Source organism: Mucilaginibacter sp. (assembly GCF_041660805.1).
Lineage (GTDB): Bacteria > Bacteroidota > Bacteroidia > Sphingobacteriales > Sphingobacteriaceae > Mucilaginibacter.
Map to the genome: position 1 here is coordinate 58,071 of NZ_JBAZVP010000010.1, position 15,460 is coordinate 73,530.

Here is a 15,460-nt window from a genome sequence, read left to right on the forward strand (position 1 = left end):
AATGTACTTTATGCTTAAGTTTTTCCTATTATTTTTTGTGTTGATGACGCCCGCTTTTTTACTTAAGGCGCAGGTTAGTATTAAGGCTAAAATTACAGATGCCAATCGTACTGGTATTCCGTTTGCAAATGTTTCGCTTTCAGAAAGCAGAGATTCCACGTTGATTAAAGGAACCCAGGCAGATTCATCCGGCGTGTTTGAATTGCGGGATATCCGGGCGGGGCGGTATATTTTACGCGCCTCTTATGTGGGTTACATAGCCTATTCCCGGGAAATAGTGATACAGGCTGATGATCAGCGCCCTGTTCAATTTAATGGTATTATACTTTTGCCAGATCCCCGGCAGCTTAATGAAGTGGTTATTGAAGGCGAAAGAAAGGCCATCCGGTACGAGCCTTCAAAAATGACCCTCCAGATTGCAGGCAACAGCACTTTCAAATCGTCGGTCAATGTATTGGATATCCTGCGGAAGGCGCCCGGGCTAACTGTTAATCCCGATGGAACACTTTTAGTCTCAGGCCGGAATGTTCCCGTAATTTTTATTAACGGCAAACCAATTTCCATGAGCCCTGAAGAATCACTGGCTTATTTAAATGGGTTAACGCCCGACCTGATAGCAACCATAGAAGTGATCAGCAATCCATCGTCTAAATATGACGGGCAGTATAAAGCGATCATCGACATTAAGCTGAAAGCGGACCCTCTATTGGGCTGGAAAGGTAGTGCGAACTCTGCATTCCGGCGTAATGTCTATTCGTCGTCAGATAACAACCTGAACCTGTCTTACCGGTCAAAAAAAGCAACTTATATGGTTCGCGGTGGCTATGTTATAGGAGACGACTACTACCGCTATATTGCCTTGCAACAATTGGCTAATACCAATTATATGGGCACCTATACCCAAACCCGCACATTCAATAATAACATCACCCTGCAACTCGGTGCCGACTATGCACTCAGCAAAGATCAAAGTCTAGAGCTTTCCATAAAAACCTATCAGGCAAACCGCGATATGGATGCATTCAATACCCTTACTTTTAGTGAGCCGTTCAGGAAAAACATACTTGACATTAGCCAAACAACCAACCTTTCAAATCCTATTCAGCGCAACTATGCTTTTAATGCTGCCTATAACCATAAGTTTTCGGAAAGCACCAGCCTGAATTTATTTGGTTCGGTCACTGGTATCAGTAACCGGCAAAATGAAGATATACAGATCAGGGACCAACTGGCAAATACTTTAAGCAATTATTGGAAAACTGCACTTAGGAATAATATCCTCATCCGCAACATACAGGCAGATTATACCAGGAATACAAAAAATACTGTACTGGAAACAGGGGGCAAATTTGCCTTTATTACTACCAATAACGATCTTAAATATGATACCCTTACCAATACTAATATATTTGTTTCGGATGCAGGTCGCACTAACAAATTCATTTATAATGAGTTTGTTAGTGCAGGCTATGTTTCCTACGGGTACAAATATAAAAAGCTCGATATTAAACTGAGTGTGCGCGTAGAGCACACGCATACCGAGGCTAATTCAGTCACCAAAAACGAGGTGCAGAAAAGGGATTATTTAACCTGGCTGCCGGGAGCAAGCGCCAGTTATCAGGCTGGTGCCGGCCAACGCATAAGCCTTGCTTTTACCCGGCGAATGACAAGGCCGGATTTTGATCAGCTAAATCCGTTCCGCTTTTACCTGAGCCCGCTGAATTACCGCGTAGGAAACCCTTACCTGCGCCCATCAATCACCAGTTCATTCAACCTGGCTTATAGCTACCGCGACTTCAACATCAACATTACAGCCGGCCGTGAAAAAGACCTGATGACCCGGTACCCGGAATATAACCGGGTTACCAACGAACTGCTGTACCTGGGTACTAACCTTCCTTATAGTGATTTTGCAGGTATTGAACCTGGTTATATTTTTTCTTTAACCAAATGGTGGAAGGCTACACATAACATCGGCATTTACTACAATAAACAGCAAATGCCCTACCTCGGCAATACCTATGCCATAGGCGTAATTGATTATTCAATTAACGGCAGCCAGGTTTTTAACTTACCAAAAGGCATCACAGCCGACCTGACCTACCGGTACCAGTCGAAAAGTGGCAACAGCCTGTACATCGCTAAGGCGGTAGGCTCTGTTGATATAGGTTTACAAAAAAGCTGGTGGCAAAGTAGGCTAAATACCAAACTGAATGCCTACGACATTTTTTATACACATGCCGTCAACCGTGTTTTTCGTGAGAAATCCATTATTGACAATCAGTTTAGTCACCGGTTCGCGACAAGGCGGTTAGTATTAACCCTCGGTTACAATTTTGGGAACTCCAGCTATAAAACCAAGCAGAGTAGGGCGAATGAAGATGAAAAAAGGGCCGGGTATTAAATATTTGTTGCAACAAGCAGCAATTTTAGTCGGCTTTGTAACAGGTTAGGTTAGGCTAAAACATCTATCTGCATGAAAATGAATTTCCAGCCCAGATATGCTCTAAAACGACAGAACGCAGATCAAAAAGCTATTCATGCAACGAATTGCCAAATATTATATTTATCAGGTTTATTAGTTAAAACTATCCCCAAAAATACCGTTAAATCACCCTTTCTTGTTTTTAAATAAAAACCTAACTTACAGCGAATTAAGGTCAATACACCAACACTGTTTTATCAAGGTAGTTTATGGAAAATATTGCATTGGCGATGTCTGGTGGCGGTTATCGCGCCGCGGCTTTTTCATTGGGTACGCTGGCGTACCTACATCACGTAAATTATAATGACAGGCCGTTACTACACGGAGTAAAATTCATCAGTTCAACCTCAGGAGGCAGTATTACCAATCTTGCTTATAGCGCCGGGTTGGCATCGGGTAACTCATTCGAAGAAACGTACCAGCATCTTTTAAAAACTATTGAAGGCGAAGTATTGATAGCCAAAGTATTCTTAATATTTAAGAACGATGCCGCCTGGCAGGCCCGCCCAGATAAAAGCCGCAACCTTATAAACGCCTTTTCAATGGCTTATGATGAATTGCTTTATTCTAATCAGTATTTCGAACTTTTTAATGAAGGCCTAAAAGGCACCCACCTGCAGGAAGTTTGCATTAACGCAACAGAGTTTGCCAATGGTATTAGCTTTCGCTTTCAATCCCAGCATATGCTATCTCACGTTGGGAAGGGTAAGGTAGGTAACGGTTATATTAATTTTAAGGATACTAATAACGGGAATGTTTCTGGCAAGATTAAATTAGCCGATATCCTGACCTGCTCATCATGTTTTCCAGGGGGCTTTGAACCTTTTATTTTCCCTGAGGATTTTTCGCACGGGGGCTTAAATACCGCCGAGCTTACCGATGGTATAAATTATAACACTAATCCATTTACCACTACCAATAACCCCGACGATCCATACAAAAACCCTGAGTTTAAAACCAACCCAAAACGCTTTGGACTAATGGATGGGGGCATTGCTGATAACCAGGCTATTGATGGCATTAATGAAGCCAATAACCGTCGTAAGAGCAAGGGTGCTCCAGCCTTTGATTTGCTTATTATAAGCGATGTTACCAGTTACCTTATAGATGGCTACTCGTTACCTATGGAGACACCTGGCCTATTCAAGCACCTCACCATCGCAAAGGTTACTGCCTGGCTTTTAGGCATCGGCATACTTTTCCCGGTAATGATAGTGCTTTCGCTTTTTATTGGCTGGCACCATGTTATGTACCTGCTGCTTATACCCACCGGGGTTGCGCTTGCAGTTTATTTATATAGCAAGGCAAAATTTGCCCTTGCGCGTAGTAAGGCTAAAAAAGACGAAAGTACCTGGCTGCTGATGGTTTTTGGATACGGGGCCTTCTTTTTAAACCTGCGGTTAAGTATGGTTTTGCAAATGCTTACGGCCCGGCTTAAATCTGTATTGCTAATTGTGATGGATATTTATCTGAAACGCATTAGAGCGATGTACTACAAACAGCTTTACAGCAACCCCGATACCCGAAACATGGTAGTTGCCAATGCTATTTATGATTTGAGTTATATCAATAATTTTGGCGAACGAGCTGCAAGTGTGCCGGCAGATATGCCGGATGACGGCCCACAGGTGGGGGAGGAGTCAACGGGTATTGTGCCGCCATCGCCCATGTTGCAGGCTGTTGCAGAAAAGGCCAGGCTGGTGGCTACCACCCTCTGGTTTGACCGTTACCAGGTGCGCGATCAGGTTAAAGCTGCCATAGTAGCCACCGGCCAGTTTACCGTTTGCTACAACCTGCTCAAATACCTTACTAAGAAGGAACAGCGTGTAAATCTCTCAAAGGCTGTTTTAACAGCCGGGGAAATAGCAGAAACAGCTGTGCCAGCCGAAACCTGGACTGAATCGATGAGTTCATTAAAAGCTGTACTGGAAGCCGATTGGGAGCGTTTTAATGCCGACCCGTTTTGGCTGTATAACGAACGAAACCTGTTGCCCGCCGAAATGCCCCGGCTTAAGGCGGTTGCCAATAAACAGACTTATGATATAATATCCGCTTCGCCTAATATCTAAAACCTAACCACAATGAACGAAGAAATATTACAAGCTAACCCCTATCCGGATTATTCACAGCCATATTATCGCAAACTGAGGGGCTATGCTTTTGACCCTTCATTTTCGGCAACGCTAAATAGGCGGAGCATTAATGAGGTGGTTTACAAAGTGAAATGGGAACCAACCATTGCCGGCCCCATCGGGGAGTATATTGAAGTAATAGATTACGATCCCACAAAAAAATGCTTTTACAAACCAATTTTGCTTGATAACCCATTTGTTTTGGCAGACAATGGATTAACCCCTTCTGATGGCGACCCGAGGTTTCACCAGCAACAGGTGTATGCAGTAACAATGAGTGTAATAAGCCAGTTTGAAAAAGCGCTGGGCCGTAAGATCATTTGGTCTAACAAGATAGAAGTTGCAGCTGAAAATCCGAATGAAGCGGCAGCCACAGGCACTAATCCTGCTAAAGCTAAACGCGACTACAAGAACGTATTTGTCCCCAGGCTAAGGATATACCCGCATGCTATGCGCCAGCAAAATGCTTATTTCTCACCTACTAAAAACGCGCTGTTGTTTGGATACTTTAAAGCGGCAGACAATTGGGCCGGTAATAACGTACCGGGCGCCACTGTGTTTACATGCCTTTCTCCAGATATTGTAGCACATGAAACCACGCACGCCATCCTTAATACCATCCATCCTTATCTGACAAAGGATACCAATGCCGATATGCTGGCTTTCCATGAAGGTTTCGCAGATATTATTGCCCTGCTCCAGCGCTTTACTTTTAAGGCTGTTGTTGAAGATCAGATAAAAAATTCGCGTGGTGATATGCTATCAGCCGAAAATATGTTAGGCGATTTAGCTATTCAATTTGGCCAGGCAATATCAAATCACCAGCGGGCCCTGCGCAGCTACCTGGTTGAAAAGGACGAAAATGGAAACTGGACCAACAAAAAGCCAGACCCAAGCTTGTTCCATACAGTTACCGAACCGCATAGCCGTGGAGGGTTGCTGGTCGCCGCTGTTTTTGACGCATTTTCCAAACTTTACAAATTCCGGGTGGCAGACCTTATAAGGTTGGCATCTAACGGAACAGGTGTGCTTGCACAGGGCGAGATAGATCCCGATCTGGTAAAGCGCCTGGCGACGGAAGCATGCAACATTGCCGATAAACTGATGCTGATATGTATCAGAGCGCTTGATTATTGCCCGCCGGTTGATCTTACCTTTGGCGATTACCTCCGTGCTATAGTAACAGCAGATGTTCAGTTCAATCCCGATGATGAAGAAGGCCTGCGCTATGCAATGCTCGAATCTTTCAGGGCCTGGGGCATTGTCCCTGAGGATGTGAATACTTTTTCGGTTGAATCGCTAAAATGGAAAGCACCCGATGAACTATTGTCCCAGCTACCGGGCGACCCTCTATTGAATAACACCTATTACCACAATCTTAAACATACCATAAAGTTTGCCTTTGACCCGGAATGCCCTGAAGAGGGCACAAATGAGAAAAGGAATATTAGTAAAATACTGGGACATATCGAGCGCATTCTGCGTGAGAATGACCGTAAGGTAATATTTGACCAATCTCAGCAGCTTTCGCGCGAAGTACACGAACTATTTAAGGAGGAAATAAACATTTCTAAAGGAACCGAAGTGTTTTTGGGCATGAACTTTAACGATATAGTTTACAAAGAACCGCAGGCAACTGAAGACGATAAAAAAAAACCGCTGCAGTTAAAGGCAAAAAAAAGGGATGTTTTCCAGGTTTACAAATGCCGGCCAATGATCATACCCGATCCCAAATCCGGCAATAGCATAAAAGTTATGGTAATCATGTTCATTCAGAAAGTATATGTCAATTTAAAGAGATCGCGATACCAGGGATATTTTGAAAATGATTCATTTGCTTTCCAGGGAGGGGCTTCAATTATCATCGATATGGCCAATTATGAGATAAAATATACCATCAATAAAAGTGTGAGCAGTTCCGAGCGTCTTTTTCGACAACTCGAATATGCCTTAGCTAACCTTCCCGACCCTGATAATAACGCTCTAATGATGCAAAACGACGAGCCGTTTGCTGCATTACACACCCATTAAAACTAAAACAATGCCTGTAACTGCCAACATTCGCATGTATAACCAGAAAAACCTGGGCGACTGCTTTTTATTAAAATTCGCCAATTCAAAAAAAGAAGAAGCTTATTACCTGATAGACTTTGGCTCCTATACCAGTGGGAACGGATTAAGGGAAACAGAAATAGCAAAACACATAAAAGAGACCATAGGAGATAAAAAACTAACCATTATTGTTACCCACCAGCACAAAGATCACTTGAGTGGGTTTGTGAGCACAGGCGATCTCTTAGAAAGTGATATCGCCGACAATAGATCGTTATGGTTATCTTTCCTTGACGATGAAAGTAGTAAAGAGGGGAAATCAATACGCTCGGCAACGGAGCGATACTGGAAAAAAACTAAAAAAGTAAACGCTTTGCTCGATCAGGAATTTTCGGATGATGAAGCGGTAAAAAACATGCTTAACCAAAAAAAGATGTATGATCTTTTTGCCGAAGATCAAATAACAGGTGCAGGCATTACCAGGCTTTTAGAAATATGCCAAAATAATGTAACCTTTTTAACGCCCGGGCAAAATTTCCTGTTACCCGGTTTAACGGAAGGTGTACGGGTGTATGTGCTTGGCCCCCCATCAAACGAAACGCAGCTTTTAAAAATGGATCCGCGGAAAAATGAAGGTGTGGAAGGGTTAAATGCTATGATGGAAATTGCAAATCTTGATATATCTGGTTCACTCATGCTGGATGCGCTGGAGAACATAGCTGCTGTTAGCCAAAACAAACCAGATAAAGAAACAAATTTTCCGTTTAGTCGCAATTTTGTTGATACAACGGATAGCCCCATCAAACAACTATATTATAGTAAAGATAACGAATCGCGGCAAATAGAGCACGAATGGATGAGCGAAATAGGCCGCCTGGCCCTGCACATGGATAAGTTTACTAATAACACCAGCCTTGTACTTGCCTTTGAACTGGTTGAAACAAAAAAAGTATTGCTTTTTGTAGGTGATGCCCAAATAGGCAACTGGCAAAGCTGGTTCGATGTTAAATTTATTGATTCTACCGTAACCGGTAAGGACCTGCTAATGCGAACAGTGCTATATAAAGCAGGCCATCATTCCAGTCATAATGCAACGCTTAAAGATGGGCTCGATCTGATGAATGAGAACGAATTGATTATTATGATACCAGTGGAGGCGAAATCTGCAAAACCCTTTAAAATGCTCAAACCTGACATGCTTACCGGATATAATAGAAAAAGTAAAGGCAAGGTATTAAGATCAGACACTGTAGAACAGGATGGTACCGGTTTAGTAACACAATACCCATTTATAACGAGGGATAAGCTGCCAAACTTTAAACTGATCCCTGATAGCTCAGGCGGCCACATAGCAATGGAACTTGAAATTAAAGGCTAAAAATTACTTAAAATTAAAAGCAATACGAATGCTCAGCGGGAAATAAAGAATATTTTATCGCCGCAAAATGACTGCTTCTCCAATTTCCTGATCTTGCTGCTTCGGCTGCTTTACCCATGCTTTAGTTAGTTTTTGAGTGATTACGATGCTTTTGTCATCCCTGGATAATAATTTTTATTATTCGGAACGATTGTTCCAATATGAATATATATTTGCGGAACGATTGTTCCAAATATATAAAAAACAATCAATCACAACATGAAAAAGTTAGAAAACAAAGTGGCAGTAATAACAGGTGCATCAAAAGGTATTGGTGCAGGTATAGCAAAAAGTTTGGCAGCTGAGGGAGCCCTGGTTGTCGTAAATTATGCTTCGGCCAAAGCCGGTGCCGATAAGGTAGTTGCAGACATCATTAGTAATGGTGGTAAAGCCATTGCAGTACAGGGCGATGTATCAAAAACAGCGGACATTAGCCGCTTATTTGATGAAACACAAAAAGCTTTTGGTGCAGTTGATATCCTGGTGAATAATGCAGGGGTGTATAAATTTAGCCCGATAGAACAGCTTACAGAAGAGGATTTTCATAACCAATTCAATACCAACGTTCTTGGTTTATTGCTTACAACACAGCATGCGCTAAAAAACTTTAATGAGGACGGGGGAAGTATCATTAATATTGGTTCGGTAGTAAGCAACATAGCTCCGGTTGGCAGTTCTATTTATACCGCAACCAAAGGCGCGGTTGACGCCATAACCCATGTTTTATCAAAGGAACTCGGGCCAAAGAAGATCAGGGTGAACTCGATCAATCCGGGTATGGTTGAAACCGAAGGAACGCATACTGCAGGGTTTATCGGCAGTGATTTTCAGACTGAAACTGAACGTACAGCACCCTTAGGCCGTATAGGGCAGCCGGAAGATATTGCGTTGGTTGCAGTATTCCTGGCTTCTGAGGAATCGCGCTGGTTGACCGGCGAAACCATCCTGGCCGGCGGTGGCGTAAGATAATAGACCGTATTTACTAATAAAAATATTAAAAATTGGATAGCTTTGCTTAATTTAAGCAAAGCTATTTCTGTTATGGCAAGAACAAAAGATTTTGATGAAAATGAAGTGCTGGCCAGGGCAGTAGATCTTTTTTGGCTCAAGGGATACAACTGCACTTCCATGCAGGATCTGGTGGATGGCCTGGGCATCAGCCGGTCAAGCCTTTATGATACCTATGGCGATAAACACTCGTTGTTCATTAAGGCGCTGGAAAGCTATCAAAATGCGGCTTCGGGTAAGGTTTGCCAAATTGTTGGGAGGGCGCAACCCGCCAAGGAAGTTATCAAACAATTATTGGAGTTTATTACAGACGAACTGCTGAAAGACCGGAAACATAAAGGTTGTTTTATGGTGAATGCTGAGGTAGAGGTTGCCCCGCACGACGAGGAAGTGAGCCGGATGATCTGCAAAAATGACCAGCAAATAGAGGACGCATTTTACCTGGTAATAAAAAAAGGCCAGGATAGCGGCGAGATCACTAATAAGCAGGATGCCAGGGCGCTGGCCCGATTTATAATTAATACTGTAAAAGGTATCCGGGTAACCGCTAAATCTACGAATGATAAAACCATTTTTGATGATATTATTAGGTTGGCCATATCGGTATTGGATCAATAAAAAGGGTTATTCCGTGGCCATTAGAGACTAAACGGCCAACCTCTGTAAGGAACAAAAGATAAGACTAACTTTAGGCGAATTACCCGGCAGGGTGATAATTGCCCCTCCGTAAGAATGCCCTGCCAGGAGTACAGGGGCCGTCTAAATTATTTTTTTAACCTTTCAACTTCCATGACAGCGTTGGCAAAGGCAATTGGTGCCTCCTGTGGTACATTATGCCCAATACCGTCAAGCACAATATGCTTATATGGCCCTACAAATTTTTTAGCATACGCCGTACCGTTAGCTGCCGCACCATCAAAATCACTACCGATGGTAATAGTGGGCACCTTAATCAGCAGGCCTGTAGCAAGCCGCTTTTCTAGTTCGTCATATTTTCTTTCACCCTCGGCCAGGCTTAAGCGCCAGCGGTAATTGTGTATAACAATCGCTACATGGTCGGGGTTGTCAAATGCAGTGGCACTGCGGCTATAGGTGGTATCGTCGAAATTCCATTTAGGTGAAGCGATCTGCCAGATGAGCCTATTGAAATCGCGCGTATTTGCGCTGTAACCGGCTTTCCCGCGGTCAGTTGCAAAATAGTATTGATACCACCAGCCCAGTTCTGCCTTTGGAGATAGTGGCTGCAGGTTAGCAACCCTGTTGGTGATGATATAACCGCTTACAGCGACCAGCGCTTTACAGCGCTCGGGCCATAGTGCAGCTATGATATCAGCCGTACGCGCGCCCCAGTCAAAGCCGCCAATTGTTGCCTTGGAAATTTGGAGTGCATCCATTAAAGCTACGATATCTGAAGCGATGGCGGCCTGTTGGCCATTACGAGGCGTTTCCGGTGAAAGAAAACGTGTTGTGCCATAACCGCGCAGGTAAGGAACTATCACCCGATACCCTGCTTTAGCCAGGATAGGAGCCACGTCTTCATAACTGTGGATATCATAAGGCCAGCCGTGCAGTAAGATAACCACCGGCCCATTTGCGGGGCCGGACTCGGCATAGCCTACATTCAATACGCCTGCATTTATCTGCTTCAGCTTGCCTAATTTCGGATCAATGGTTACCACCGTATTGTTGTTATCATTGTTCTGAGCTACAGTAAAGTTTACCGAAAAGGAAAATAGGACGATCATAAAAAAAGCAACCATGCTAAAAAAGCGACGGTTGTTAAAGTTGAGGTACTGTTCCATATTAGATCACATTAATTTCAACGTGGATGTTGCCGCGAGTTGCTTTTGAATAAGGGCAAGTTTGGTGGCCTGCATCCGCCAGTGCAACAGCTTGCTCCCGCTCTAAACCCGGTAAGCTGCCTGATGAACCGCCATCGCGGCCACCGGTTGTGTGCTCTCTGGCAATGTAAAGTACTTTTTCAATTGTGTCAGTTTCCATGATTTTTAATTATTTATTCTTATTTGTCAGTCAAAAGTAGTGCTTGATACTCCCATAGTTAAGCGGAAGATAGCTGAAGTGGACGATGTTGGCCCTGAACCAGTCATAGGCCTGCCTTAAAATTCTATTGGATATTGCGCCAAGGCGCAAGTAGTTAAAAAGCCCGAAGTGACCCGGGATATTTATCTGAGGTGGCGGTGATTATTGGAATTTAATGTCTCTTAGATCAATTCCAACAATGAGATTCCTATTTGGTATAGGTCTGTTGCCATCTCCAACTAAATAAACCATACGTTTAGTTGCTACTTTTATACCCTGGAATTCTTTATAGTTCGAAAGGTAATGTGCACACGGCACGCTTCCGGCCACATCTACCCGGTAATCTAAACGCTTGATAAACCCTTCGCTATTAATGTAAAAGGTTTGCTCGGGGCAATGGGTATGGATATCCTTTGGCCATTTGACTTTCAGCGTCCGTAGCACTTCGCCATTTTCCTCCCATAGTTCGCCCTCGCTTAGTTCAAAACCGGGACGGGTGAACTGGTATGGCGTGTTGATATAGTTCCAGGTGGCATAGCCGGTAAAATAAGCCAACTGCAACGGGGTCCATTCGGTTTCCCAAACGTGGCCTGCATAAGAGGCACGCGGATTATACATTTCGGCAATTGTATCGCCATCTGCAGATTCAATCGCTATCTTATCAGGCGTATAGGCCGTGTGCCACTGATCGTTAGGGATATGGGAGGTTTTCTGTTCTAAAAGATTAACCTTTACGCCTACTTCATCAATAGTGCCGCCATGGCCTTTCATGGTCCACAACTCACCGCTATTTATAAAACGGGCGGTGAATAGGTTGAATTTGCGCCATTGGTTAAGGCCTCCTTGAGCATCAATGGCTAATTTTAATAATTCGTTCATGATATTTAATTTTTTAATGTTTGTGTTTAATGTGCTACTGGCAGTGAAAAATGAAATGCTGATCCGGCCCCTTCAGTGCTTTCTACCCAGATAATAGCAGTGCACCTATAAATAATTTACCTATAAGGATGGTCAGTTTGGTTTTACTGTTTGAGTTTTTTATTTATTTACTCAAAAGTATTCACGGACCTCGCGCTAACCAATCACCAACTAAGCAAAGCGGGCATTGTTGTTGCCGAACCAGCCACATTCAATCGCGAAACCGAACATGTATTAACTTTTTCACCTTTTTAGAAGAATTGAAGAAGTTGGCTTTAATAGGTGTCAATTGTAACATAGGTGATGGGGGGGTATTGATCTATGGGCCATTTTCAGTTAGCCTATTACATATTAAAAAAAGACCACAAGGGCAAAGAACACGCTTAATGTTTTAACTTTATGTTGATGGACGGCATAAAAACTTTTTCACTTTCAAGACACAGCAGGCTTTTTTCTGTACCCGATCATAATAAGGAATATCTTTTTGTGAGCTCCGGTGACCATCCCTATCATGAAGAGCCCTATCGGGCGGAAAGCTACGCGATAGCCTATATTAAAGAAGGTGGCGTAAAACTGAATGCTGGCTTGACATCGTGGGATGTTGACGCGCCGTCAATTATTACATTAGGCCCTTCTGTTATACGATATTTCACTAAAAGCAGCGACCTATTGAAAATGGATGTTATCTTTTTTAAGGACGGTTTTTTAATGGAAAGGTATGCAGACCTTTTTTTTCTTTTTAAATATGACTTTTTTAAAGATAGTGATCTTATTGTTTTACCGCTGAAGTCGTCTTATTTCATTAAAATCAACAAAATATTTGAGCTGATCCAACTAACGCAGGAAACAGGTAACTATCATGAGTCTGAGCTGGTCCGAAGCTATATTTTCGCCTTGGTTTATGAGATCGATGCCTATCACCGGCAATATACTCCAGAAACGCCATCTCCTAAAAGGGGATACCCCTTGTTTACCAAATTCAGGCAGTTGCTGAGTAATAACTATATACAGGAGCACAGGCTCGATTTTTACGCCAACCATCTCCATTTAACGCCCAAATCTCTTTCTGCAGCCATTAAAAAGCAAACCGGCAGATCCGCCGGAAAATGGATCGACGACACGGTGACCCTGGAAGCCAAAGTTTTGCTGCAAAACAAAACGCTCACCGTATCGCAAGTCAGCGGGTTGCTGAATTTCTCAGATCAGTCTGTTTTTGGCAAATTCTTCCGGGCTAACACAGGCATGTCTCCGATTGAGTACCGTAAAAAGTTCAATTGAATATTTAATCTCTCCAATTAAATGCATATAAGCCATTTCGACGAATGTTGAAGTGGTTTTGTCTACTTATACCTGTCGTTTAGCCGGAAATTTGTCTTGTTAAAAAAATCAAAAGGAGGATTGAAATATGACAAAGCTAACAAATAACAGCTTACAGGAGCGCAAAGAAACGATGCTGATGATCGCTGAAGAAGTGTTTGCTCAGTATAGTTTCGCGGGTGCTACCATCAGGCTCATTGCCGAAAGATCGGGAATGAATTCGGCTATGATCAGCTATTATTTTGGTTCGAAGGAGGCGCTTTACCTCAATATTTTTAAGCTACGATTGGAAGAGATGGCTCAAGAAATCAGCCGGTTTGAGCTGCTTGATCTTGATCCGCTCAAAAAACTGAACGCTTATTTAACTACTTATATCGGTCGGGTAGTATCTAACCAAAATTTTAACCGATTGCTTTGCAACGAGCTGGTTAGCGTACAACACTCATCCATTATCGCCCAGCTATCGGAAGCAAGAAACCGTTTATACAATTTCCTGCTGAAAATGATAACAAGTGGCATTGCCAAGGGATATTTTAAAAAAATAGACGAGGAGGTTTTTGTGCTGAATGTGCTTGCTTTGGTGCGGTCGGTCTTTACCGATCATCTGACCACGCGTATCCATTTGAATGAATTACCACAGCGGAATTTCGCAAGGCGAATAGTGGACTACCTCATGTCGACGATAACAATCGAAGACCCTCCATCAAATTGAAACAAAAAGTCATGTATAATTATGTTTACTACAGCAGGAAGCTGTGTTTATCAGCTACTATTCTATCGCTGGCTATTTTAATATGGAATACAACAATTGTAAGCGCCCAGGCCCAAGGTGGGAATGGGTATAAACTAACGCTCGCGGAGGCGGTGCAGTTTGCCAAAAGTCAGAACAAATGGGTGCAGGCCGCCAATATCGAAGAAAGCGCTGTTGGTGAAGACCGTAAAGATGCTTACAGCACTGCATTGCCGACAGTTAATGTCAGCGGTTCCTATCAGCGTTTTTCTGACCTTACGCTGTTTACGGGAGGGCTTAGCCACTCCACTACCGGGCCAAGAAAACCAACACCTAACAGTGCTGCTTTAGGTGTTGACGCTTTATTTAATATTTATAGCGGCGGCAGGCAGCGGGCTTTGCAAAAGGAACAAACATCGCGCTTAAACCTGGCAAAGCTTAACACCCGGGATCAGTCTGGAAATATTGGTTTGCAAACAGCTAACCAGTACCTTGATCTGGTTAGCCTTAATGACCTGCAGAAATTCATTCGGGATCAGCTAAAAAGAGCACAAACGAGGCTGAATAATATTAACGCGCTTCACAAAAATCAAAAAGTGACCAAAAGCGATGTGCTACGCGCAGAGGTGGCACTCTCTAACGTTGAGCTTTCCTTACAGCAAAATGAAAATGATATTGCCATTGCGAACCAGAAATTAGACATTTTGATTAATGTTCCTGATTCCGTAAGAATATTACCTATCGATTCTGCCGGGATGGCCAAGCCGGAAATCCGTTTACTGCTGCCGCTTATCGAGGCTGCTGGAGTTTTGTCCTATAGTGTGCAAAAAGCCGCTGAAAACGTTGAAGTGCAACGGGCAAAGCTTAGAAGTGTGCAAAGTAACAATAGGCCGAGCCTGAGCTTTTATACCGCTTATGGCTTGAACTACCCAAATTATCTGTTCTTTCCGCCGGTTAATCAAGCCTATGCGATAGGTTTCGTGGGCCTGAAGGCGCAATACAGCATCTCATCGCTGTATCACAATAAAAGTAAGGTGGCCGCAGGCAAACTCCGGGTAAAAGAACTTGAAGTGCAGCAAGAGGCTTACAGCGATAATGTGCGTACGGAGATCAAGTCCTATTATATCAAGTACGCAGAAGCGCTCACCAGGATTTCGGTCAATGAGCACTCTGTGGAACAGGCCCGGGTCAACTACCGCATCGTAAATACCAAATATTTAAATCAGCTTTCCTTGTTAACAGATCTGCTGGATGCGGACAACCTCTACCAGGAATCAAGGTTCAATTTGATCAGGGCCCAAACGGATGCGCTGGCTATTTATTACCATATCCTTTATGCCAGCGGGAATTTATAAACAATT

At 43.2% G+C, this 15,460-nt stretch carries 12 protein-coding genes; 9 read left to right on the forward strand and 3 right to left on the reverse strand.

What is annotated here, in order from left to right; genetic code table 11:
• Positions 1-10 precede the first annotated feature (10 nt).
• The 6 genes from WC743_RS14390 to WC743_RS14415 all read left to right on the forward strand — a co-directional run bounded on the left by WC743_RS14390 (position 11) and on the right by WC743_RS14415 (position 9,712).
• The gene (locus WC743_RS14390) at positions 11-2,404 is read left to right on the forward strand and encodes a TonB-dependent receptor domain-containing protein (protein WP_373012831.1); all 2,394 of its coding nucleotides are present in this window, start codon (positions 11-13) and stop codon (positions 2,402-2,404) included.
• Positions 2,405-2,694: 290 nt separating this feature from the next.
• Complete coding sequence (locus WC743_RS14395) at positions 2,695-4,554, forward strand: patatin-like phospholipase family protein (protein WP_373012833.1); 1,860 nt, start codon at positions 2,695-2,697, stop codon at positions 4,552-4,554.
• A gap of 12 nt (positions 4,555-4,566) precedes the next feature.
• Positions 4,567-6,648, forward strand: a complete 2,082-nt coding sequence (locus WC743_RS14400) for a hypothetical protein (RefSeq protein ID WP_373012835.1) — start codon at positions 4,567-4,569, stop codon at positions 6,646-6,648.
• A gap of 10 nt (positions 6,649-6,658) precedes the next feature.
• Positions 6,659-8,047, forward strand: a complete 1,389-nt coding sequence (locus tag WC743_RS14405) for a hypothetical protein (protein ID WP_373012837.1) — start codon at positions 6,659-6,661, stop codon at positions 8,045-8,047.
• 258 nt (positions 8,048-8,305) lie between these two features.
• Positions 8,306-9,055, forward strand: a complete 750-nt coding sequence (locus tag WC743_RS14410; protein ID WP_373012838.1) for an SDR family NAD(P)-dependent oxidoreductase — start codon at positions 8,306-8,308, stop codon at positions 9,053-9,055.
• A gap of 72 nt (positions 9,056-9,127) precedes the next feature.
• Complete coding sequence (locus WC743_RS14415) at positions 9,128-9,712, forward strand: TetR/AcrR family transcriptional regulator (protein WP_373012840.1); 585 nt, start codon at positions 9,128-9,130, stop codon at positions 9,710-9,712.
• 146 nt (positions 9,713-9,858) lie between these two features.
• Here WC743_RS14415 and WC743_RS14420 read toward each other — a convergent pair whose 3' ends face one another.
• From WC743_RS14420 to WC743_RS14430, 3 genes are all read right to left on the reverse strand, one after another.
• Positions 9,859-10,896 carry an alpha/beta fold hydrolase gene (locus WC743_RS14420; protein ID WP_373012841.1) on the reverse strand — a complete coding sequence of 346 codons (1,038 nt, stop codon included), beginning with the start codon at positions 10,894-10,896 and terminating at the stop codon, positions 9,859-9,861.
• 1 nt (position 10,897) lies between these two features.
• Complete coding sequence (locus WC743_RS14425; RefSeq protein ID WP_373012843.1) at positions 10,898-11,095, reverse strand: hypothetical protein; 198 nt, start codon at positions 11,093-11,095, stop codon at positions 10,898-10,900.
• A 201-nt stretch (positions 11,096-11,296) separates the two neighbouring features.
• Positions 11,297-12,013 (reverse strand): hypothetical protein, encoded by a 717-nt coding sequence (locus WC743_RS14430; protein ID WP_373012844.1) that lies wholly within the window; start codon positions 12,011-12,013, stop codon positions 11,297-11,299.
• Positions 12,014-12,457: 444 nt separating this feature from the next.
• Here WC743_RS14430 and WC743_RS14435 point away from each other — a divergent pair, with 444 nt between their 5' ends.
• The 3 genes from WC743_RS14435 (at position 12,458) to WC743_RS14445 (ending at position 15,454) form a co-directional block, all read left to right on the forward strand.
• On the forward strand, positions 12,458-13,330 hold the full coding sequence (locus tag WC743_RS14435) for a helix-turn-helix domain-containing protein (protein ID WP_373012846.1): 873 nt from the start codon (positions 12,458-12,460) through the stop codon (positions 13,328-13,330).
• A 127-nt stretch (positions 13,331-13,457) separates the two neighbouring features.
• Positions 13,458-14,081 (forward strand): TetR/AcrR family transcriptional regulator, encoded by a 624-nt coding sequence (locus WC743_RS14440; protein ID WP_373012848.1) that lies wholly within the window; start codon positions 13,458-13,460, stop codon positions 14,079-14,081.
• Positions 14,082-14,092: 11 nt separating this feature from the next.
• Positions 14,093-15,454, forward strand: a complete 1,362-nt coding sequence (locus WC743_RS14445) for a TolC family protein (protein ID WP_373012850.1) — start codon at positions 14,093-14,095, stop codon at positions 15,452-15,454.
• Positions 15,455-15,460 lie beyond the last annotated feature (6 nt).